This window comes from Streptomyces olivaceus (assembly GCF_000721235.1).
Taxonomy (GTDB): domain Bacteria; phylum Actinomycetota; class Actinomycetes; order Streptomycetales; family Streptomycetaceae; genus Streptomyces; species Streptomyces olivaceus.
The window spans coordinates 150,390-172,956 of the sequence record NZ_JOFH01000027.1; the positions used below are offsets into that span (position 1 = coordinate 150,390).

The 22,567-nt window shown below is 73.7% G+C and carries 16 protein-coding genes; 11 read left to right on the top strand and 5 right to left on the bottom strand.

What is annotated here, in order from left to right; genetic code table 11:
- Window positions 1-145: 145 nt before the first annotated feature.
- Window positions 146-2,920 carry an AAA family ATPase gene (locus IG94_RS0127240; RefSeq protein ID WP_031042686.1) on the bottom strand — a complete coding sequence of 925 codons (2,775 nt, stop codon included), beginning with the start codon at window positions 2,918-2,920 and terminating at the stop codon, window positions 146-148.
- A gap of 172 nt (window positions 2,921-3,092) precedes the next feature.
- Between IG94_RS0127240 and IG94_RS0127245 the strand changes: the two genes are divergently transcribed.
- From IG94_RS0127245 to IG94_RS0127290, 10 genes are all read left to right on the top strand, one after another.
- Window positions 3,093-6,041, top strand: a complete 2,949-nt coding sequence (locus IG94_RS0127245; RefSeq protein WP_031042689.1) for a helix-turn-helix transcriptional regulator — start codon at window positions 3,093-3,095, stop codon at window positions 6,039-6,041.
- Between the two features lie 112 nt (window positions 6,042-6,153).
- Window positions 6,154-7,143 carry a polyprenyl synthetase family protein gene (locus IG94_RS0127250; protein ID WP_031042692.1) on the top strand — a complete coding sequence of 330 codons (990 nt, stop codon included), beginning with the start codon at window positions 6,154-6,156 and terminating at the stop codon, window positions 7,141-7,143.
- 28 nt (window positions 7,144-7,171) lie between these two features.
- A complete protein-coding gene (locus IG94_RS40810) occupies window positions 7,172-9,391 on the top strand; it encodes a tryptophan 2,3-dioxygenase family protein (RefSeq protein WP_078892441.1) in 2,220 nt (739 codons plus the stop codon).
- A gap of 127 nt (window positions 9,392-9,518) precedes the next feature.
- A complete protein-coding gene (locus tag IG94_RS0127260; RefSeq protein WP_031042698.1) occupies window positions 9,519-10,544 on the top strand; it encodes a polyprenyl synthetase family protein in 1,026 nt (341 codons plus the stop codon).
- 71 nt (window positions 10,545-10,615) lie between these two features.
- Window positions 10,616-11,809, top strand: a complete 1,194-nt coding sequence (locus IG94_RS0127265; protein WP_052410876.1) for a cytochrome P450 — start codon at window positions 10,616-10,618, stop codon at window positions 11,807-11,809.
- A 25-nt stretch (window positions 11,810-11,834) separates the two neighbouring features.
- Window positions 11,835-12,068: a ferredoxin gene (locus IG94_RS0127270; protein WP_031042706.1), complete on the top strand. Its 234-nt coding sequence runs from the start codon at window positions 11,835-11,837 to the stop codon at window positions 12,066-12,068.
- Complete coding sequence (locus tag IG94_RS0127275) at window positions 12,068-13,858, top strand: FAD-dependent monooxygenase (RefSeq protein ID WP_031042709.1); 1,791 nt, start codon at window positions 12,068-12,070, stop codon at window positions 13,856-13,858. Before IG94_RS0127270 ends, IG94_RS0127275 begins: the two co-directional genes overlap by 1 nt.
- A 2-nt stretch (window positions 13,859-13,860) precedes the next feature.
- Entirely contained in the window at window positions 13,861-14,250 is a 390-nt protein-coding gene (locus IG94_RS38880) for a limonene-1,2-epoxide hydrolase family protein (RefSeq protein ID WP_031042711.1), read from the top strand.
- Between the two features lie 2 nt (window positions 14,251-14,252).
- Window positions 14,253-15,446 carry an acyl-CoA dehydrogenase family protein gene (locus IG94_RS0127285; RefSeq protein ID WP_031042714.1) on the top strand — a complete coding sequence of 398 codons (1,194 nt, stop codon included), beginning with the start codon at window positions 14,253-14,255 and terminating at the stop codon, window positions 15,444-15,446.
- A 96-nt stretch (window positions 15,447-15,542) separates the two neighbouring features.
- Window positions 15,543-16,328 carry a transmembrane-type terpene cyclase gene (locus IG94_RS0127290; RefSeq protein ID WP_224286459.1) on the top strand — a complete coding sequence of 262 codons (786 nt, stop codon included), beginning with the start codon at window positions 15,543-15,545 and terminating at the stop codon, window positions 16,326-16,328.
- Here IG94_RS0127290 and IG94_RS0127295 read toward each other — a convergent pair.
- The 4 genes from IG94_RS0127295 to IG94_RS0127310 form a co-directional block, all read right to left on the bottom strand.
- On the bottom strand, window positions 16,308-17,030 hold the full coding sequence (locus IG94_RS0127295; protein ID WP_078892442.1) for a helix-turn-helix transcriptional regulator: 723 nt from the start codon (window positions 17,028-17,030) through the stop codon (window positions 16,308-16,310). The two genes, IG94_RS0127290 and IG94_RS0127295, sit on opposite strands and share 21 nt — an antisense overlap.
- 431 nt (window positions 17,031-17,461) lie before the next feature.
- Window positions 17,462-18,613 carry a flavodoxin-dependent (E)-4-hydroxy-3-methylbut-2-enyl-diphosphate synthase gene (gene ispG / locus IG94_RS0127300; RefSeq protein WP_199790877.1) on the bottom strand — a complete coding sequence of 384 codons (1,152 nt, stop codon included), beginning with the start codon at window positions 18,611-18,613 and terminating at the stop codon, window positions 17,462-17,464.
- The gene (locus tag IG94_RS0127305; RefSeq protein WP_031042727.1) at window positions 18,610-20,427 is read right to left on the bottom strand and encodes a 1-deoxy-D-xylulose-5-phosphate synthase; all 1,818 of its coding nucleotides are present in this window, start codon (window positions 20,425-20,427) and stop codon (window positions 18,610-18,612) included. The genes ispG and IG94_RS0127305 overlap by 4 nt, the downstream gene beginning before the upstream one ends.
- Window positions 20,428-20,439: 12 nt before the next feature.
- On the bottom strand, window positions 20,440-21,441 hold the full coding sequence (locus IG94_RS0127310) for a 4-hydroxy-3-methylbut-2-enyl diphosphate reductase (protein WP_224219700.1): 1,002 nt from the start codon (window positions 21,439-21,441) through the stop codon (window positions 20,440-20,442).
- Between the two features lie 224 nt (window positions 21,442-21,665).
- Between IG94_RS0127310 and IG94_RS0127315 the strand changes: the two genes are divergently transcribed.
- The gene (locus tag IG94_RS0127315) at window positions 21,666-22,442 is read left to right on the top strand and encodes an IclR family transcriptional regulator (RefSeq protein ID WP_037762970.1); all 777 of its coding nucleotides are present in this window, start codon (window positions 21,666-21,668) and stop codon (window positions 22,440-22,442) included.
- Window positions 22,443-22,567 lie beyond the last annotated feature (125 nt).

The window sequence follows — 22,567 nt, forward strand, 5'->3', positions numbered from 1 at the left end:
CACGCCGGGGCGCCCCGGCAACAAGGCCTTGTTGTACTTTCAATGACCTGTGTCCTGATAACGCTGCCGAGCGCCGTCGGTACGTCCCGCAGAACCGTTTCGACGGGCATTTCGGCGCGCTTGCCGCGCGCTTGTTCCGGTGGATTCAGGCCCGGTAGTCGTCCGTCAGCATCGCGGAGGCCAGCTCGACCCGGGAACGGTAGCCGGTACGTTTGAAGAGCCTGCCCAGCCGGCTCTCCACGCTCTTCTCGCTGCTGCCCAGCGCGGCGGCGAGTTCGCGGTTGGTCAGCCCCTCGGTCACCAAGGTGGCAAGGAGCCGCTCGTTCTCCGCGGTGACGACCGCCCTGTGCGGCACGGTGACGCCCCGTGCGCGCATCAGGTTGCGCAGCTGTGCCCTGCGCAGCAGCGCGTCCAGGCCGCCGTAGAGCGCGTACGCCTCGTGCAGCAGCCCGGAGTCGGCCACCTCGTGGCGGACCGCCAGGGTCAGCGTGTCGGCCAGCTCCAGCGGCTGCGCGCGCTGCCGGGCGAGTCCGATCGCCTCCGCCGCGGCGGCCCGGTCGCCCTCCACGGTCGCGGTGGCGAGCAGGTGGCACAGGCGGGCCCGGCCGGTGCCGGTCAGCTCGGCCGTCCGGCCGGTCTCCGCCACGGCCCGCCGTGCCGCGGCGCGGTCGCCGCGGGCCAGTTCCAGCCCCGCCGACCTCAGCCACAGGACGTCCGTGCCGACCACCAGGCCCCGGTCGGCGGCCAGGGCCAGTCCCCGGGCGACGACGTCGAGGGCGCCTTCGACGTCCCCCAGGGCCTCGTCCAGGCACGATTCCGCCACGGCCAGCAGATGCAGCATCACCGGCTGCACGGAACGCGCCCGCTCGATCACCGCGCGGGCCTCGGTGAGCCGGCCGCGCGCACCGAGTATCACGCTCGTCTCCCGGGACACCAGGGTGTGGCTGGGCGCGTAGCCGACGGACAGACCGGTGGCCAGGCCGAGCCGGGCCGTGTCGAGGGCGCGGTCCCAGTGCCCGCTCTGGCTGTCGGCCACCACCTGGTCGGGCAGCGTCCGGTAGGCGGAGGGCGGGTCGTGGGCCGCCAGCAGCCGGTCCGCGCGGTCCTGTTCGCCGAAGGCCATCAGCACCCGGGCCAGCTGCCACAGCCGCTCGAAGCGGAAGCGGTGCCCCGAGGTCCACAGGGGCCAGTCGGTCGGGTGGGTGACGGCCTGCTCGAACGGTTCGAAGCGGCCCATGTACGCCCCGGTGCACTCGCTGACGAGCAGCCCGAGCCCGGCGAAGACGTCCTCGTCCCGATGCCAGACGTGCCGCAGGAGTGCCAGGTGCTCGTCCGCCTCCCGCCACCGGTCCAGGTGGCACAGGGCGATGCACCGGGTCACCACGCGATGCCACTGCCTGCCCGGCAGCGAGCGCCAGCCGCCGTCGCACAGCTCGGTGAGCGCGGCGGTGTCCAGGGTTCCTGCCAGGGCGACGACGTACGCCAGCTGGATCTCCAGCAGCGTCGCGGAGTCGACGTGGTCCGCGTACTCGGACAAGACCTTCCACGCGCTGTCGATCGCCTCGGTGAAGCGCAGTTGCAGGCAGCAGGTGGTGGCGTGGGCGACCAGCACCCGGGCGCGCTGCCGCGGCTCCGTGGTCAGCTCGGCGGCGGCGCGCAGCCAGCGTTCCGCACAGTACCCGTCGTCCAGCATGGCCGCGGTGCCCCGGGCGAGCAGTTCACCGGCGGCCCGCTGGGCGTCCACGGAGCGCCCCGCGACGACCAGTTGATCGGCCAGGTAGCGGTCGTCCGCCACGGCGTCGCCCGCCCAGATCGCGGTGACCGCCAGCCGGGCCAGGCTGCGCCGCTCCCAGGGGCCGAGGCAGCCGGTCAGGGCGGAGGCGAGCAGCGGCAGCCGGAAGCGCCACCGCCCGTCCTCGGCCTCCTGCCGCAGCACGCCCTCCACGGACAGCTCCGACAGCGCGCCCCGGACCTCCTCCTCGTCCCGGCCCACCGCCCGGGCGATCAGCCCGGTGGCCGCGGTGCCCAGCGGGAGCATGACCGCCGCCGCCTTGGCCACCGCCCAGACCGTTCCGCCCAGCCGGCGCAGATACTCGATCGGCGGCAGGTCGAGGGGCAGTTCGGGCGGCCGGTCCGGCGACGTGAGGTACACGTGCCGGTCGTACACCTGCAGTCCGCCGGTGCGCAGGTGCCCCGCCACGGCCGCGAGCACGGCGGCGGGCCTGCCCCGGCACTCCCGCTGCAGACTGGACAGCAGCGCGGCCGTCGGCCGAGCCTGCAGGGTGTGGGCGATCAGCGCAGCCACCTCCTGCTCGCCCAGCGGGCGCAGCGGCACCACCTCGGCGAGCGAGGCGGCCCGCAGCTGCTCCAGCACGGCCCGCTCGCTCGCCGGATCGGCCGGCGAGGGGCGCACCGTGCAGACGACGGTGACCGGGCCGCCCGCCAGCACGCGGGTGAGCGACAGCAGCACGGCCCGCGACGCGGGGTCGGCCCAGTGCGCGTCGTCGATCAGCACCGTCAGCTTGTCGTTCACGGTGAGAGCCGACCGCAGCTCGGCGGCGAGCTGGCGGCCCGCCTCGCCGAGGGACACCACGGCCGTGGCCCGCGCCGTACGCCTGGCGTCACCGCTCCGGAGCGCGGCGATCTCGGCGCAGAGGCGGGAGGCGAGGGAGTAGGGACGGTCGCGTTCGTTGCGTGCCACCCGCAGCGACAGGGGAGTGAACCCCCGTGCGGTCAACTCGGCCCGGACCGCGGCCAGCAGCGAGCTGCGCCCCATGCCGATGGGGCCGGTGACCAGGACGAGCGGTGCCGCGTCCGACGAGACGGCCAGCTCGGCGACGTGCGCCACGACGGCGTCACGGCCGAACGGTGCCGGAGCCGACCGGGCCGCGTCGGGCGCATCACGCCAGTGGTCGATCACGGTCCCAGTATGCCCGCAGCGTCAGCCAACGGACTGTTCAAAAGTATATGATCAGTGAGCAGCGTCGGCCGGGCACGAACAGGGCTTCTACAGGACGAAGTTGGGCGTTCGGCATGGCACGGCGGTCCGGTGGGACTTGGCCGTGCGAGGCGTCGCAGAAGGAGGACCGGCAGTGGCCCGAACGCGCGCCGCGGTGCGGGGCAGGGACCAGGAACTGACGGCGCTGCGTACCGCGCTGGCTCCCGACGGCGGACGCCTGATCGTCCTCACGGGCCCGGCCGGAATCGGCCGGACCGCGCTGCTGGACAGCGTCGCGCGGCTGCTGGCCGCGGACGGGGCGCGGGTCCTGCCGCTGCGGCTCGGCACCGGACCGGACGGCGGCGGTGACCCCTACGCCCTCGCCGCGCTGGTACGCGCCGTGCGTGAGCGGTTCGAGCAGTTGCAGGAGAGCGGGCTGAGCGAGGCGCTCAGCGCGGTGGCCCAACTGCGCGACGCACGAGGGCGGGAGAGAGGCGGCTGGACGCCGGCGGTGGTCGCCGCGCTGGACGGTCTGTTCGAGACCGTCGGCCGGCGGGAACGCGTCGCACTCCTCGTCGACGACGCGCACGCGGTGGCCGAGCCCGCGCCGGTGCTGAGCGCGGCCCGCCGGGCCGGCTGCCTTGTGGTGGCGACCTGCGAGGAGGGCGCCGAGCGCGGCCCGGGACTCGCCGAACTGCTGACCGACGCCGACCGGGTGATGACGATCGGTCCGCTCGCCGACGACGTCGCGCTGTCCCTGGTCCGCCGCGCGGCGGGAGCACGCCTCGACGAGTCGGTGGTGACCGCTCTGCGCACGGCGCTGGGGCCCCTCCTCGGCAACCCGGGCACCGTCCTCGGCACGCTCGACGCACTGCGCCGCAGCGGCCGCCTCGTCACCTTCGAGGGCCGGCTGTGCCTGAGCGATCCGGCCGAGCCGGTGGCGCTCCCGGCCGACCACCCGCTTCTGCGCCGCGCGTCCGCACTGGGCGGCACCGCGGTCCGGCTGCTGGGCGCGGTCGCGCTCCTGGACGGCCTCGATCTGGACGCCCTGCCACCGCTGGCCGACATCCTGGAGGCCGACCCCGTCGACTGCGGCCGGGGGCTCGACCTGCTGATCGAGGCGGGCGTGCTGACGGCCGGCCCGGACGGCCGGATCGCCTGCCGGTGCCCGGCCCTGGCCGCCACCGCGGCCGGCCGCTTCCGCGCCCGCCGCGGCACCGCGCTGCACGCGGCGCTGGCGGAGCGACTGCTGGCCGGCCACCGGCGGTCCGGCGGCGTCGACCCCGTGGTGCTCGCCGACCACGTCGCGCGCGGCGGAGCGAGCGTCACGCTCGACGACGACACGGTCCGGCAGCTGCTCACCATGGGCGCGGCCGCCGAGCAGGAGGAACCGGAGCGCGCCACCCTGTGGTACGCGGCCGCACTGCGCCGCCTGCCGCCGACCGGGCCCGAACACGCCCGCACCCTGTGCAGACTGCTCCTCCTGGTCGTCCGGACCGGCCGGTACGAGCTGCTGCGCGAGCCGCTGACCCGGTACGCGGAGCACGGCTGCGCGGAGGAGTCCGTGGACGAGATCCGCCTCGCCGCCATCCTCCTCGCCCTGCACAGCGGCGTACCGCCCGCCGAACGCGCCGTACGGGAACTGCTGGACGCGCCGTTCCCGGGCCGCGGGCCCACCGCCTTCTCGGAGTGGTGGTTCGACCGCCGCCTCGCCCCCGACCCACGCCGCCACCCGGCGACGGACGGCGACACGGTGGCCGGTGCGGGTGCGGGTGCGGGTGCGGGTGCGGGTGCCGGTGCCGGTACGCGGGCCGGGGCCGAGCCGCGGGGGTGGGCAGAAGTCACGGCAGAGGCCGGGGCGTTGACGGGCGGCGAGGCCGAGACCCCGGCCGGGGGCAAGGCTTCGGTGGGGGGCGGTGCCGGTGACAGATCCGGAGCCGGAGCCGTAGCCCGGGACGGGACAGCCGCCGGGGACGGGGCGCGGGGCGGGGCCGGGCGGTCGGATCTGCTCAGCGCCGCGCTCTGCGGTGACGTCGCCGCCTGCGAGCGGGTCTGGCGCAGCTCGGGCGGCGCCGCGCCCTCGCCCGAGTTGGACCGGTTGCGCCAGGCCGCCCTGGTCGCCGACATGGCCGACGTGGCCCGGCTGGTGATCGGCGCCGACTACCGGGTGCCGGAGACCGGTGTACTCGGCGCCTACCACCGGGTCGTGCGGGGCTACGCCGACGCCGACTGGACGCGGGCCATGTCCGCCGTACGGGAGCTGGAACTCTCCCCGGCCGAGGACACGCTGGCGCGCCACGCGGCGCGGCTGCTCGCCGTGGACATGTGCGCCGCCCGCGGCGAGTTCGGGCAGGCCTCCCGGTGGCTGACCGCGGCGACGCGGGCGCCCCGGCTCGCCGTGCTGCGCACCTGGGCGCGGGTCGCCCTGGCGGCGAGGAAGGGCGACGACGGCCAGGCGGTGCGGGTGGCGTTGCTGGCCGGACCGCGGCTGCGCCGGGCCGGACTGCGCACCGGTCTGTCCATCCTGCTGTCGCGGGCGCTGCGGATCGCCGTACTCGGCGACGACCACGAGGGGGCCGCCGAACTGCTGGCGGAGATCGAGCTGTTGCCCCACGAGCACCACGTGGACGCGCAGGAGAGCCTGCTGCTGGCGCGGGGCCTGGTCCACCGCGACCCGGAGTGCGCCCGGGAGGCCACCGACCTGATCCGCGAGCGGGGCGACCTGCCCGCGCTGATGGAGTCCTGCCTGGCCGTCGCCCGGTTCGCGCCCGACCCCCGGCCCTGGCTGCGCGAGGCCCACGCCCTGGCCACCCGGTGCGGGGCGGCGGCACTCCTCGAACGCGTCCGCGAGGTGACACGTGAGCGCGGGGTGCCCGCACCGCGCGCCCGCGGCCGGCGCGACGCCCTGGCCGTCACCGAGCAGCGGATCATCGAGCTGATCGGCGAGGGCCTGACGAACCGGCAGATCGCACTGCGCCTGCGGCTCAGCGAGAAGACCGTGGAGAACTACCTCACCCGCCTGTTCGCCCGCACCGGCTGCCGCTCGCGGGTCGAGCTGGCCGCGGCCAGCCTGACCGGCCGGCTCGCCCGGACCCCGACCTGAGCGTGCCCGTATCCCGCCCGCCGGGACCGAAGATGCCAACGACCGGTCCCACTCGGGCCCTCGCGCCCCGGCGGTGACGACAGGCCCGTACGCCGTGCCTAGCGTCGAGCGCATGACCGAAATCGATGTGCCTCGGGTCGCCGATCGCGAACTGGCAGCGATTGTGGGGGCCGAGGTCGAGGACCGCTGGCCGAACGACGTCTCCGGCCTCGACGAGATCGTCCGCTACGGACTGGTGCCCTTCGGGAAGATGATGGGCCCCTGGCTGGTGACCCACTCCGCCCTCGCGGTGGGCGGCGACCTGCCGACCGTCCTGCCCGCCGCCGTGGCCGTGGAGTGTGTCCAGGTCGGCGCGATGATGCACGACGACATCATCGACGACGACGGAGAACGGCGCAGCAAGCCCGCCGCCCACACCGTGTACGGGCAGCCGACGGCGATCGTCGGCGGGGACGGGCTCTTCTTCCACGGCTTCGCCGCCCTCGCCGAGTGCCAGGAGGCGGGCGCGCCCGCGGAACGGGTGGCGCAGGCCCTGGTCGTCCTCTCCAAGGCGGGCCTGCGTATCGGGGACGCCGCCATCCGGGAGATCCGGATGAGCCGTGAGGTCTGCTCCGTCGACGACTACCTCGGCATGATCGCGGACAAGAGCGGCGCCCTGCTGTGGATGGCCTGCGGCGTCGGCGCCACACTCGGCGGCGGCAACGACAAGGACCTGCGGGCGCTCAGCCAGTACAGCGACCGGCTGGGCATCGCCTACCAGATCCGCGACGACCTCATGGCCTACGACGGCACCCGGGCGGGCAAGCCCAACGTCTCCGACGTCCGCAACGGCCGCCCCACCCTGCCCGTGCTGCTCGCCCACGAGCGTGCCCCCGTGGCAGAGCAGCAGCACATCGAGCGACTGCTCGCCGACACGGCCGTACCGGTCGAGGAGCGCTACGGGGCCATGGCGCGGCTGGTGCACGACCACGACGGCGTCGCCGCGGCGCGCGAGGTGTCGCACCGCTACGTGGACATGGCCGCGGCCGCCCTGGAGAGCCTGCCGCCCGGCGTCCACCGGGACGCGCTGGCCGACCTCACCGTCCCGGGGCGCCTGGTATAGCGCGGACCGAACACGAGGAGCCCGTCCGATGACCTCCCCGAACTATGCGACGTATCTGCACCTCCCCGAACTGCTGGACCTCCAGCGCCCGTTGACACCGGTCGACCAGCAGGACCTCAGTGACAGCGAACGGCTCTTCATCGTCGTGCACCAGGCGTCCGAGACCCTGCTCAGCCAAGTGCTGGTCGACCTGCGGCACATCGCCTCCGGGCAGTGCGGACGGCGGTGCCACGACCGGCGCGCCCAGCGGGCGACACGGCTGGTGGGCGCCCTGGAAGGACAGCTGAAGCTGCTGCACCACACGCTGCCGCGGGAGGACTTCCTGCTCTTCCGGCACCGGTTCGGCACGGCGAGCGGAGTGCAGTCGAAGCAGTTCCACGAACTTTTCGCCCGGGTGCGGAAGCTGACGAAGCACGGTGACGAGGACGGCCCCGCGGCTGATCCGGAGCTGCTGACGGCGCTGGACGAAGCCGTACGGCGCTGGCGGCACACCCACATCGAACTGGTCGCCCACATGCTCGGCGACCGGCCGGGCTCGGCCGAGACCTCCGGGCTGCGCTGGCTGGCCGCCCGGCTGGACGGCAGCTCCGACACCGCCTCCTACAGCAGCTCTGACACCGTCTCCTACACCGACTCCTACAGCAGCTCTGACACCGTCTCCTACACCGCCTCCTACGGCAGCTCCGACATCGCCTCCGGCACCGCCTCCCACAACGCCGAACCGAGCGCCGCAGAACCGAGCGCCGCCGAACAGCAGGGCGCCTGCCCCGTGGCCGGGGGACGCCCGTCCACCGGGCAACAGGCCGCCGGATCCGAGGCCGAGGGACCCCGGGCCACCCAACCCCCCACCGCCGGACGGCAACCCGTCACCGCGCCCCGGCGGGCCGCCGCAGCCGGCGGCCTCGGGCACGTGGTCGTCGTGGGCGGCAGCGTCGCGGGGCTGCTGACCGCGCACGTCCTGGCCGGCCACGCCGAACGGGTGACGGTGCTCGAACGCGACCAGTACGAGGACACACCGGGCCCGCGCGCCGGGGTGCCCCAGTCGCGCCACACCCACGTCCTGCTCACCAGCGGCATGAACGCCCTGGAGGAACTGCTGCCCGGCCTGCTGCCCGAACTGGAGGACGCGGGGGCACCGCGGCTCGCGGTCCCCGGCGACCTCGGCGTGTGGCAGGCGGGCCAGTGGATATCGCGCCGCAACCCCTCCCGGCCGATCATGACCCCCTCCCGCCCGCTCCTGGAACACCACGTCCGCCGACGCGTCCTGGACGACCCCCGGGTCCACGTCCGCACCGGTGTCGAGGTGACCGGCCTGCTCGGCCGCCCAGGACACATCACCGGCGTCGCGGTCCGCGCCCGCGGCGGCGACCACCCCGCCCGGCAGGAGATCGAGGCCGACCTCGTGGTGGACGCCTCCGGCCGGGCCAGCCGCACCCCCGCGTGGCTGGCCGACCTGGGCGCACCGGCACCCGCCGAGGAACTCGTGGAGACCGGACGGGCCTACGCCACCTGCGTCTTCCACGCCGACCACCCGCCCGAGGACCTCGACGGCTTCTACATCGTCCCCGACGCCGGCCAGCCGCTCGGCGCGATCGTGCTGCCCGTCGAGGGCGACCGCTGGATGGTCACCCTGTCGGGGCCGCGCGGCGAGGCACCGCCCGGCGACGCCGAGGGCTTCGTCGAGTTCGCGGGCCGCCTGCCGCACCCCGCGCCGCACAAGTGGCTCCGCTCGGCACGCCCGGCCGGGCGGCCCGCGGGCTACCGGCACACCGCCAACCGGCGCCGCCGCTACGACCGCCCGGGGCAGCACAACACCGGACTGCTCGTCGTCGGGGACGCGGCGTGCGCGCTCAACCCCGTCTACGGACAGGGCCTGTCCGTCGCCGCCCTGAACGCGGTCGCCCTCCGCGAGGAACTGGCCGGGAAGCGCGCCGTCCCGTCCCGCACCCTGCAACGGGCGGTGTTCCGCTCCGCCCGCCGCGCCTGGGACGTCGCGACGGGCGCCGACAGCCCCATGCCGGGCGTCACCGGCAACGCGGTGCGCTCCGGGCCCGCCGCGCGGCTGCTGACCCGGTACCTCGACCGGGTGCGCGCGCACGTGCCCCACGACCCGGTCGTCTGCGGCACCCAGCGCGACGTCCTCTTCCTGCTGGCCCCGCCCCGCACGCTCGTCACCTCCCCCTGGGTGCTGCGGCGGGCCCTGCTGAGCCCGGCCGGGCCCGACCGGTCCGCGCCCCCCACTCCATGACCGTCACGAGCCGACAGCGAAGGTGCGCCATGCGACACGTCAGCGTGGATCCGGACCGCCCGGGAAGACACCGGTTCCGAACCCGGTCCCGGCCACCCCTGCGTCGTACGGGCGGCCGGTGGTCCGCATGACGACGACGCCGGCCCCCGGCCTGACCGCGGTCCTCGACACCACCCGGACCCTCCTCGAACCCGCCCTGCGCGAGGCCGTCGCCACGCACCTGGGCCCGCAGATGAACAGGATCGCCCGCTACCACTTCGGCTGGTCCGACGCCGAGGGGCGCCCGACCGGTGCCTGGGGCGGCAAGATGATCCGGCCCAACCTGGCCCTGCTCTCGGCCCGCGCGGCCGGTGCCGAGGCCGAGGACGGACTGCCCGCCGCGGTCGCCATAGAACTCGTGCACAACTTCTCGCTGCTGCACGACGACATCATGGACGGCGACGAGACCCGGCGGGGCCGGGCCACCGCCTGGACCGTCTTCGGCGTGCCGGGCGCCATCCTGGCCGGCGACGCCCTGGTCGCCGCCGCGACGTGCGTCCTGCTGGCCGCACCGGCCGCGGGCGCCCGTTCCGCCACCCTGGCGCTGACGGCCGCGACCCGGCGGATGATCGACGGCCAGGCCGCCGACTCCGAGTTCGAGCGGCGCGAGGACGTGACCCTCGCCGAGTGCGTCCGCATGGCCGGCGACAAGACCGGCGCCCTGCTGGGCAGCGCCTGCGCGCTCGGCGCCGACCTGCAGGGCGCCGAACCGCGCCTGGTCGAACGGCTCGAAGCCTTCGGCGAGCACATCGGGCTCGCCTTCCAGCTCGTCGACGACCTGCTGGGCATCTGGGGCGAGTCCGCGCACACCGGCAAACAGGTGGGGGCCGACCTGCGGGTCCGCAAGAAGTCCCTGCCCGTGGTGGCGGCCCTGAACGCGCCCGGGACGGACGAGCTGCGCGCCCTGTATCTGCGACCGGAGCCGCTGACCGAACCCGACATCCGGCGGGTCACCACGCTCGTGGAACGGGCGGGCGGACGGGACTGGGCGCAGAACGAGGCGGACCGGCAGATCGCCGCGGCCGAGGAGTGCCTGACCGCCGTCGACCTCCCGGACGACGTGCGCGGCGCGTTCACGGAGGTCGCCGGGTTCGTCGTCGGCCGCCGCCTCTAGGGTCTGTCGTCAAATTCCCGTCTGCCTGGCGACGCCATGCACGCTCCCCCACTGCCTTAAGGGCGTGGGAGGTGCCCCCACTCGCCGCACCGGGCGCCGACCACGTACAACCCGTCCCCATCGGCGGACGGGCCGCCCAGTGCCCGTTCGCCCCCGTCGCCGAGCTGTACGACACGCAGAAGGAGGACGAGCTCAGCCGCGTCAAGGTGCCCAGCCCGATGCTGGGCGAGTTCGACGCGGTGCTCGTCACCCGGTACGACGACGTCAAGGACGTACTCGCCGACGAGGGCCTGCGGATGGGCGGCTCCATGCCGTACCAGCCCGGCAACCTGCTGAGCTACGACGGCCCCGAACACACCAGGCTGCGGCGGATGCTGACCGCGTCGTTCACCACCAAACGGGCGCGCGAGCTGCGGCCGGGCATCGAGGCCGTGGTCGCGTCCTCGCTGGACGCGGTCGAGGAGGCCGGTCCGGGCGCCGACCTGGTGCAACTCTTCAGCACCCCGATCCCGACGCTCGTCATCTGCGAACTCCTCGGCGTGCCCTACACCGACCGCGAGGGCTTCCAGCGCCGTACCGCCCTCGCACTGGACTTCACCCAGAGCCGCGAGGTCCAGATGGAGAAGGCCGCCGAGATGATGGCCTACATGGCCCAACTCGTGGCCCGGCACCGGGAGAACGCGGGCGACAACGTGCTGGGCCGCGTGGTGCGCGAGTACGGCGACCAGCTGAGCGACGAGGAGCTGGCCGGCATCGGCAACATGCTGCTCATCGCCGGGCACGAGACGATCGCCAACACCCTCTCCTCCAGCATCGCGCTGCTGCTCCAGCACCCCGAGCAGCTCGCGGCCGTGCGCGACGACCCCTCGGTGACCGACAGCGCCGTGGAGGAGCTGCTGCGCTACATCGCCCCGGCCACCATCCTGCCGCGCCAGGCCGCCGGGGACATCTGCGTGCGCGACCAGGAGATCCACAAGGGCGAGCACGTCGTGCCGTCCGTGCTGGCCGCCAACCGCGACCTCGGCACCGCCGACCAGGACCTGGACAGCCTCGACGTGCGCCGCCCCGCGCAGCGCCACCTCACCTTCGGCTTCGGCCCGCACCAGTGCCTGGGCCAGCAACTGGCCCGCATGGAACTGCGGGTCGCGCTGCCCGCCCTGTTCACCAGGTTCCCCACGCTGCGCTCGGCGGTCCCGCTCGACGACCTGGAGTACCGCACCAACGCGCTGGTCTTCGGCGTCAACGCCCTGCCGGTCACCTGGTGACCGGCGGCGGGAGAGGGAGCCACCCATGAAGATCGAGGTCGACGACACCAGGTGCTTCGCCGTCGGCAACTGCGCCCTGCACGCGCCGGCGGTCTTCGACCAGAACGACGAGGACGGCAGGGTGGTCGTACTCGACCCCGCCCCGTCCGAGCAGCAGTACGCACAGGTCCGGGAGGCGGCCTCGCGGTGTCCGGCCGCGGTCATCGTCCTGCACGAGGACGCCCCGGACCGGCCCGGCACAATCCCGAGGGAAGAGTGATGTTCGACGTAGAAGTGCCGGTCCTCGTGGTCGGCGGCGGTGGCTGCGGGCTCGCCGCGTCGGTGTTCCTGTCCGACGTCGGGGTGCGGCACCTGGTGGTGGAGCGGCGTGAGTCGACGTCCGTCCTGCCCAGGGCGCACTACCTGAACCAGCGCACCATGGAGGTGTTCCGCCAGCACGGCGTCGCCGACGACGTGTACGGGATCAGCTGCCCGCTGCCGAACATGAGCGAGATCGCCTGGCGCACCTCGCTCGGCGGCGACGGTCCCGCGGACGGGCGTGAACTGCACCGGATGGAGGCCTTCGGGGGAGGCGGCACCGCCGGACCCTACGCCGCCCACAGCACCGGGCCCTCCACCAACCTCCCGCAGCACCGGCTCGAACCGATGCTGCGCCGGCACGCGGAGCGCCGGGCGCCCGGAAGCCTGCTCTTCCACCACCAGATGGAGGAGTTCACGCAGGACGAGCACGGGGTCGTGGCCCGGGTGACCGACCGGAGCACCGGCGAGGTGGGCACCGTACGCGCCCGGTACCTGCTGGGAGCCGACGGCGGCCGCGGCGTCGGGGACGCGCTCGGCATCCGGATGGACGGCGCGGGCGGCGCCTTCACCATCATCTCCGTGCACTTCAGCGCCGACCTCTCCCGCTGGTGGAGCGACCCGGTGCTGATGACGCACATCTTCGGCCTCGACGGCGAGGTCTCGGTACTCGTCGCCTCCGGGCCCGACTGGGGTGCCGCGTCCCAGGAGTGGGCCCTGCACTTCCGGGTGCCGCCCGGCACGGCGGCGGGCGGCCTCGACGCGGACACGATCACGGGCCGCGTCCGGGAGCTGCTGAAGCTGCCCGCGGACCTCGGGGTGCGGATCCACCACGTGAGCGAGTACCGGCCGGAGGCGGTCGTGGCCCGCTCGTTCCGCTCCGGCCGCGTCTTCCTCGCCGGTGACGCGGCACACCGGCAGCCGCCCGCCGCGGGCGGCGGCCTCAACACGGCGATCCAGGACGTCCACAACCTCGCCTGGAAGCTCGGGGCCGTGCTGGAGGGCCGGGCCGGCGACGCGCTGCTCGACTCCTACGAGGCGGAGCGGCTGCCCGTCGCCCGGCGCAACGTCGGCTGGGCGATGGGCTGTCTGCTCAACTACGGTTCCCTCTTCGCGGCCCTCGGCATGGCGCACGGGAAACCGGAGGCCACCGAGGCCAGTATCCGCGAGCTCCTCGCCGACACCCCGATGGGCGAGACCCGGCGGTCCGTGGTCCGGGAGGTGTTCGGCACCCAGCGCATCGAGTACCAGGCACACGACATCGAGCTCGGCCACCACTACGCCTCCGGCGCCGTCGTCGCGGACGGCACCCCGCCGCCGCCCCGCGACCCGTGGGGCGCGGTGCACCACCCGACGACCCGCCCGGGGCACCGGCTCCCGCACGTGTGGCTGCGGGACGGCGACGCCCGGCGCTCCACGCACGACCTGGTCCCCGGCGACGGCGGTTTCCTCCTGCTCACCGGTCCGCTGGGCGAGGGCTGGGCGGCGGCCGCCAAGAAGGCCGCCGCCGACCACGGGGTGGCGATCACCGTGGTGCCCGTCGGCGGCGAACCCGGCGCGGCGGGCCACCGGGACACCGAGGGCGCCTGGACAGGGGTGCGGGGCGTCGACGACGACGGCGCCGTTCTCGTACGGCCCGACCAGCACGTCGCCTGGCGCAGCGTGCGGGGCAGCCGCCGTGCCGACCACGAACTGGGTGAGGTCCTCGACACCGTGCTCGGCCGCTCCGGCGCGGCGAACGGCGGGTGCTGACCATGCCCTCGACCGACGGCGAGCGCCTCGTCCACACCTTCCTGACGTCGATGGGGCCGACCCCGGCCGACGTCCGCACGGCCGTGGAGACCTACCTCACCGACGACTGCGTGTGGGAGAACCCCGGCTCCCCGGTGTGCCGGGGCAAGGCGGAGATCCTCCGGCTCATGCCGCCCGACTTCGCGCGCCTGAAGGTGAGGTTCGGGCACCTGGCCACGGCGGGGGAGACCGTCCTCGTCGAACGCCTGGAGGACATGCTCCGCGCCGACGGCACCCACATCGCGCGCAACCTGAAGGTGATGGGCGCCTTCGACCTGCGGGCCGGACGGATCCGCGCCTGGCGGGACTACTTCGACCACACCCACCTCATCACCGACAGCCCGGAGTGGTGACCATGACAGACATCCGATCGGAGACGGCGGAACTGCGGGCCGAACTCGTGGAGACGGTCCACAAGTTCGGCCCGGTCTTCGCGGACGGCGTCGCCGAGGGGGAGCGGGAGCGACGGCTGCCCGACGCCACGGTCCGCGCCATCGACCAGTCCCAGCTGGCCATGCTGTGGACCGCGAAGTCCTACGGCGGCCTGGAGACCGACGTGCGGACCATGAGCGAGGTGGCCAAGGTCCTCTCCCACTACTGCCCGTCCACCTCCTGGGTGGTCAACAACGTCAACGGCTCCAACCTGCTCGCCGCGAAGTTCCCGCGGGCGGCGCTGGACGAGGTGTTCGGGGACGCCCCCGGCGCCAAACTGGCGTCGGTCTTCGCGGCCGCGGGCACGGCGGTACGCACCCCCGGCGGCTACCGGCTGACGGGCTCCTGGCCGTACGGCACCGGCATCCTGCACGACGACTGGGCGATCCTGGTCGCCCGGGAGGTGGACGCCGACGGGGAGCCGGTCGGCGGGCTCTCCATGCTCGTGCCGGCCCGGGACCTGACCGTCGAGGACACCTGGCGCACCGTGGGCATGCGGGCCACCGGCAGCCACACCGTCGTCCTGCGAGACATATTCGTCCCCGAACACCGGGTGATCAGCGGCGAGTTGCAGCGCAGCCGGGAGAGCGCCACCGACCTCGGCCTGCCGCCCCTGTTCCGTACGGCGGCGATCGCCGCCATGGCCGTCGTCTGCGCCTCCGTGGTGCTCGGCGCCGGCCAGGCGGCCCGCGCCCTCGTCGTGGAGAAGGCGCCGACGCGGGGGATCGCGCCCTCCAAGTACACCCGTCAGACGGACTCACGGACGTTCGTGTCCTCGCTCGGCCGCACCGCCCTGTCGATCGACGCCGCCGAGATGCACGTGGCACGGGCCGCGACCGCCCTCGACGACGCCGCGTACGACGCCGTCGCGCTGCCGGACAGCGAACTCCTGCGCATCCGCGGCGACGTGGGCCAGGCGGTGAGCCTGGTGACCACCGCCCTCGACGAACTGCTGTGGGCCCACGGGGCGGCGTCCTTCGCCGAGTCGAACCCGCTGCAGCGGTACTGGCGGGACGCCAACACCGCGGCCCGCCACGCGATGCTCAACGTGCACGTCGGCCACGAGCTATACGGCGGTTCCTTCTTCGGTCTCGACCCCATCGTGCCCAGCCTCTGAGACCCCCTCCCGCGCCGCCCTCCTTCAGGCACCTCCCCTTCCGACCCGACCCACGAGGGATCCCCCATGGTCTGGCTGCCCCCCTTTCTCATCCCGATGTCTGAGGTCCCGCCCGTGACGGTGGGGGCGGCCGACGTCTCGGACCTGCTCTTCGCGGCCGTCGCCGGACCGACCGCGCTGGGCTGGATGGTGACGTACGTCCTGGCGATCCGGCAGGCCCGCCGGGACGGGCGCACAGGGATACCCGCGTACCTCATCGCGGTGAACATCGCCTGGGAGTTCAGCCTGACCTTCCTGCTGGAGCAGACACCGACCCAGCGGCAGATCAACTTCCTGTGGCTGGTCTTCAACGTCTTCCTGTTCGCGCAGGCCCTGCGGTACGGGCCGCGCGACTACCCCGGCCTCTCCGCGCGCACCTTCCGGTGGACGCTCGCCGGTGTGCTGGTGTGGGCGTCGGTCGTCGTCATGGTCGGCGCCAACGAGCTGCACGACGTCGACGGCATGTACACCGGCATGATCATCCAGGTGCCGCTGAGCGCCGCGTTCATCCTCATGCTCAGGCGGCGCGGATCCAGTGCGGGCCAGTCGATGCACATCGCGGTCGCCAAGACCGTGGGGTCCCTCTTCGCCGGCCTGACCGCCGTGATCGTCTATCCCTCCCACCACCTGCTGCAGGTGCTGGTGCCGACCTACGTCGTCCTGGACGTCGCCTACGTGGTGCTGCTGCGCCGGACGATGCTCCGCGAGGGACGGCCGCTGTGGGCCTTCCGCCACCCGGCGGCCGGTGCCGGGGTCCCCGCCGGGACCCCGGCACCGGCCGCCGGGCGGGCGCCGGTGTCCCGGGCGGGTGCCGGCTCCCGGTCAGATGACGCCACTGCGTAGGGCGTAGGCCACCGCGTGCGGCCGGTTGCGCAGGTTGAGGCGCTGGGTGACCCCGAAGACGACCCGTTTGACCGCGCGTTCCGACAGGCACATCCGGACGGCGATCTCGGCGGTGTCCAGCCCCTCCGACATCAGCCGCAGGACGTCGATCTCCCGGGGAGTCAGCCCGGAGGTGTGCAGGCCGTGCGGTGACAGGACCTCGCGCTGCATCCACTCGAACTGCCGGAGCAGTTCGCCCAGCAGCTTCGTGGGGAGCACGCCACCGCCGGACGCGGCGGTCAGCACCGTCTCCCGGATGCGCTCGCTGGTGGCGGCGACCCGCGGCAGGACCGCGACCACGTTGCACTCCACCGCGGTGAAGAGGTCCGCGCGGTCGATCTGCGACGGGATGAGCACCACCGGTATCCGTAAGGAGCTCTTCAGCCTGCGCAGGGTCGAGGTGACGTCCACGGTCAGGCGCTCGGTGACGAACACGGCCACGTCGGCCGGGCCGGTGCTCCCCACCGCGACCACTTCTATGCCCGGCGCGGCGGCGAGCTGACCGCTGATCGCCGAGTGCGTCAGCGGATCCGGTGCCCTGACCAGGACCTTCGCCGGCCGGATCGCGGCCTTGGCGGGGTTCTCTCCGGCGGTCTGCGTCCTCGTGGTCCGCGTCCCGGTGGGGAGCGGCCCGGTTTTCTCCGTCTGGGTGTTGGCAGTCATGGCAAGCCTCCGAAAACAGTCGGCGCTATGGCCGGAGCATGTCCGTCCCGAGGCCGGTTCCGGGCATGGCGGTGCCCGAGCCGGTGATCGCTGTGCTTCTTTCTCCGTCCGTGCGGCCGGCCCGGTCAGCAACAGGGCAGGGCGGACGGACCGCCGAGGGACGCGTCCAGTGGTGCCCCGTGTACGGCGAGCGCCTGTGCGTCAGGCACGGGTACGGCAGGCACGGGTACGGCAACCACGGGTACTGCAAGCACTGGTACGGCAGGCACGGGTACGTCAAGCGCGTGTACGGCAAGCACGTCAAAGCTCCCCGAAAGTGGCCTTCAGTGGTCATTGACAGTCGGAAAAGCGACGTGAATGACCTTACTGTGGTCCACTTCGGGGAGCCGGGTGAGCGACCCCTTTTCGTTCCCCTAAGGGGAATCCCTCATTCAACCGGTGACGACCGTGACGGAGCCTCCTGCCTGCTCGTCCATCGTCTCGGCGAGGCTCAGCGCCTCCTCGATGAGGGTCTCGACGATCTTTGACTCGGGGACGGTCTTGACGACCTCGCCCTTGACGAAGATCTGCCCCTTGCCGTTGCCGGACGCCACCCCGAGGTCGGCCTCGCGCGCCTCGCCGGGGCCGTTGACCACGCACCCCATCACGGCGACCCGCAGGGGCACCTCCATGCCCTCCAGGCCGGCGGTGACCTCGTCGGCGAGCTTGTAGACGTCCACCTGCGCCCGGCCGCACGAGGGGCAGGAGACGATCTCCAGCTTGCGCGGCCGCAGGTTGAGCGACTGCAGGATCTGCGCACCGACCTTGACCTCCTCCACCGGCGGCGCCGAGAGGGAGACCCGGATGGTGTCGCCGATGCCCTGGCGCAGCAGCGCCCCGAAGGCCACGGCGGACTTGACGGTGCCCTGGAACGCCGGCCCCGCCTCGGTGACGCCCAGGTGCAGCGGGTAGTCGCACTGCTCGGCGAGGATCTCGTAGGCGCGGATCATGACCACGGGGTCGTTGTGCTTGACCGAGATCTTCAGTTCGTGGAAGTCGTGTTCGGCGAAGAGCGACGCCTCCCACAGCGCCGACTCGGCCAGCGCCTCCGGAGTGGCCTTCCCGTACTTGCGCATCAGGCGCGCGTCCAGCGACCCGGCGTTCACCCCGATCCGGATCGGGGTGCCGTGGTCCTTGGCGGCGCGGGCGATCTCGCCCACCTTGTCGTCGAACTTCTTGATGTTGCCCGGGTTGACCCGCACCGCCGCACAGCCGGCCTCGATCGCCGCGAAGACGTACTTCGGCTGGAAGTGGATGTCGGCGATCACCGGGATCTTCGACTTGCGGGCGATCGCGGGCAGCGCCTCGGCGTCGTCCGCGCTCGGGCAGGCGACCCGCACGATGTCGCAGCCCGCGGCGGTGAGTTCGGCGATCTGCTGGAGGGTGGCGTTGACGTCGGCCGTGACGGTCGTCGTCATCGACTGCACCGACACGGGATGGTCACTGCCCACACCGACCGGCCCGACCTGCAACTGGCGGGTCTTGCGGCGGTCGGCGAGCGTGACGGGCGGCGTAGCGGGCATTCCGAGCGCGACCTGGGTCACCGTGGAGTCCTCTCCCGACGGGGTGCCGGTGGTGTGGGGGATGGCGCCGCGGCATGGTGCAGCGCGAGCGCGGTGTCGGCGACGGACCGCGCGGTGAGGCCGTGTTCGGCGAGGATGTCCGGCCGCTCGCCGTGGTCGAGGAAGGCGTGCGGCAGCCCCAGGGCGTGCACCGGCGCCGGCACCCGGGCATCGGCGCACGCCTGTGCCAGGGCGGCGCCCACCCCGCCGGCGCGCACCCCGTCCTCGACGGACAGGGTCAGCGTGTGCCGGGCGGCCAGATGGACCAGGTCGGGGGAGACCGGCAGGACCCAGCGCGGGTCGACGACCGTGACCCCGACGCCCTCGGCGGCGAGCAGCTCCGCCGCGCCCAGCGCCGTACCCGCGAGCACCCCGGTGCTGACGAGCAGCACGTCCAGCGGCCGGGACCGGGTGCGGTGCAGTACGTCCAGGCCCTGCATCCGGCCCAGCGCCGGGATCTCCGGCCCCGCGCCGCCCTTCGGGAAGCGCAGCGCGGTGGGGCCGTCCCCGATGTCCAGCGCCTCCTCCAGCAGTTCCGTGAGACGGGCGGGGTCCCGGGGCGCGGCGACCCGCATGCCCGGCACCGTGCCCAGCAGGGAGAGGTCCCACATGCCGTGGTGGCTGGGGCCGTCGGGACCGGTGACGCCCGCTCGGTCCAGGACGAAGGTCACCGGCAGCCCGTGCAGGGCCACGTCCATCATGACCTGGTCCACGGCCCGGTTGAGGAACGTGGCGTACAGGCACACCACGGGGTGCAGCCCGGCCATGGCCATCCCCGCGGCACTGGTGACCGCGTGCTGCTCGGCGATGCCGGTGTCGAAGACCCGGTCCGGGAAGCTCCGGGCGAACCGGTGCAGTCCGACCGGCCGCAGCATCGCCGCGGTCAGCGCGACGACGTCGGGACGCCTCGCGCCGATCCGCTCCATCTCCGAGCCGAAGGTGCCCGTCCACGAGGGCGAACCGCCGCCCCGCGGCAGGCCCGTGGCGGAGTCGACGACGCCGATGCCGTGCATGCGGTCGGCCTCGTCGTTCTCGGCGTGGACGTACCCCCGGCCCTTCTCGGTGACGCAGTGGACGACGACCGGGCCGGTCAGCCCCGCCGCCCGGCGGAACGCCTCCTCGACGGCGGCGACGTCGTGCCCGTCCACCGGACCGAGGTAGGCGAAGCCCATGGTCTCGAAGAGGTTGGGCCCCTGGTGGGAACCGGCCCGCAGGGCGGTCAGGTGCTCGGCCAGCCCACCGACGGTGGGATCGTAGGAGCGGCCGTTGTCGTTGAGTACGACGATCACCGAACCGCCGCCGCTGCCCAGGTTGTTCATCGCCTCCCAGGCCATGCCGCCGGTCAGCGCGCCGTCCCCGGTGACCGCGACCACGCGGCGGTGGTCCTCACCGAGCAGCCGCTGGGCCTTGGCCAGGCCGTCCGCGTAGGACAGCGCGGTGGAGGCGTGCGAGTTCTCCACCAGATCGTGCTCGGACTCCTCGCGCAGGGGGTAGCCGGACAGGCCCCCGGCCGCGCGCAGCGAGTCGAAGGCGGCCTGCCGGCCGGTGAGCAGCTTGTGGACGTAGGACTGGTGGCCGGTGTCGAACACCACGCGGTCCACGGGGGAGTCGAACACCCGGTGCAGCGCGATGGTCAGCTCCACCACACCGAGGTTCGGACCGAGGTGTCCGCCGGTCGCGCACACCTTCTCGATCAGGAAGTCCCGGATCTCGCCCGCCAGGGCGGGCAGTTGGTCCGGGTGCAGCCCTTTGAGGTCCTCGGAGCCGGTGATCCGGCCGAGCACAGAGAATGACACGTCTCGCCTCGCTCAGCTGGGGCGGCCGTCCGCCGGCGGACGCGGCCGAGCGCGTACCGCCGAGGGAAGGTCGAAATGTATGTCTTCGCGAGTGATCTCGCGTTCCTCGACGTCGACCGGGCCGAAGCCCTTCAGCCACGTCACCACCTCCGTCACCAGGGCGGGCGGCGCCGAGGCACCGGCCGTCAGCCCCACCGTCCGCACCCCGTCCAGCCACTCCTCGGGGATGTCCGCGGCCCGGTCGATCAGCTCGGCCCGGGTGCCCCCGCGGCGCGCCATCTCCACCAGCCGTACCGAGTTGGAGGAGTTCTCCGACCCGACGACCAGGACGAGGTCCGACTCCGCGACGATCGCCGAGAGCGCGGCCTGCCGGTTGGTGGTGGCGTAGCAGATGTCGTCCGACGGCGGCTCCTGGAGCAGCGGGAACGTCTCCCGCAGCGCCCCGACGACCTCCGCGGTCTCGTCGACGGCCAGCGTGGTCTGGGTGAGGTACGACACGGCCCGCCCGTCGGCCGTCGGGAGCGCGCGCGCCTCCTCCGCCGTCTCGACCAGCACCATGGACCCGGGCGCCTCGCCCATGGTGCCCTCGACCTCCTCGTGTCCGGCGTGCCCCACGAGGACGACGGTGTCGCCCCGGGCGGCGAAACGGCGCGCCTCCGCGTGCACCTTGGCGACCAGGGGACAGGTTCCGTCGATCACCTCCAGACCGCGCCGGGCCGCCTCGTCGCGCACCGCGGGCGAGACCCCGTGTGCGGAGAAGACCACCGTCGAGCCGTCGGGCACCTCGTCCAGTTCGTCGACGAACACCGCGCCACGATCCGCCAGATCGTCGACGACGGTGACGTTGTGCACGATCTGCTTGCGGACGTAGACGGGGGCGCCGCGGGATTCCAGCGCCCGCTCGACGATCTCGATGGCCCGTTCGACACCCGCGCAGAAGGACCGGGGACCGGCCAGCAGGACGCGACGGCGTACCCCGCTGCCCGCGTACGTATCCGAGCTCACATCAGTCACGGCCCGGACACTAGGGACGACGCCTCCCCGCCCTCAACGCCCGTTTCCACTTTCCGGAACGGCCGCGTGAACGGCCGCCCGCCCCGCGGCACCCGCGCCCCGCCCGCCGAAAGGGCCCGATACCGAGACCCCACGGGCCAGCCGACCCCGCCGATCTTGAGCCCGCCGAGCGCGCCCGGGTAGGCATGGAACGGTCAAGGGCGCCGGGGCGACGGGAGTATCGCATGGACGACGAGCGAGACCTTCCGGTGCCCGGCACCGCCGGAGGCCCGCTGCGCAAGGCGCTCGCCGTCCTGGAGGTACTGGCCGAGGCGCCGGGGCCGCTGACCCTGTCGGAGCTGTCCCGCCTGGCGGACCTCCCCAAGTCCACGCTGCACCGCCTGATGCGCGTGCTGACCGACAACGGCCTCGCGGTGCGCAAGGAGTCCAAGTCCTACGAACTCGGCACGTACCTCTCGCGACTGGCCGCCACCGGCGGCGGCCCGCCCCCGGCACACGGGCCCGACTACCCGGTCACGCCCTTCCTGCTGGACCTGTTCCGCCGGACCAACCGCATCGTCAGCCTCGGCACCCTCGCAGGCACCAGGGTCCGGCACACCGGCACCCTCTACGGCCAGGAACACGCCCGCCTGGCGATGGCCCTGCGGCAGCCGGTCCCCGCGCACACGTCGGCGGCCGGCCGGCTCCTGCTCGCGATGGCCGGGCAGAACCCGGCGGACGTCCTGGCCGCCACGGCGCCCGGATCACGCGCGCTCCCGGCGAGAACGGACGCGATGCGCCGCGAGTTCGCCCGCATCCGGCGCACGGGCCTGTCCTACGCCAGGAGCGAGCGCATCCCCGAACTGGTCGAACTGGCCGCCCCGGTCCGCCTCGGCCGAACCGGTCCGCCGGCCGCGATCGTGGTGGCCGACACGGCCACCAACCGGGATCTGCGCAGCGTCGCGCGGACCCTGCGGAACACGGTGGACGCGATCGAACGCGACCTTGCCGCCGTGTGCTGACGACGGCGATCGAACGGGACCGCGCCGCTGTACGCCGACGGCGGCGATCGAATGAGACTCGCCGCTGTGCGCCGGCGGTGGCGGTGGCGAATGAACGGCACCTCGCCGCTGCGTGCTGGCGAATG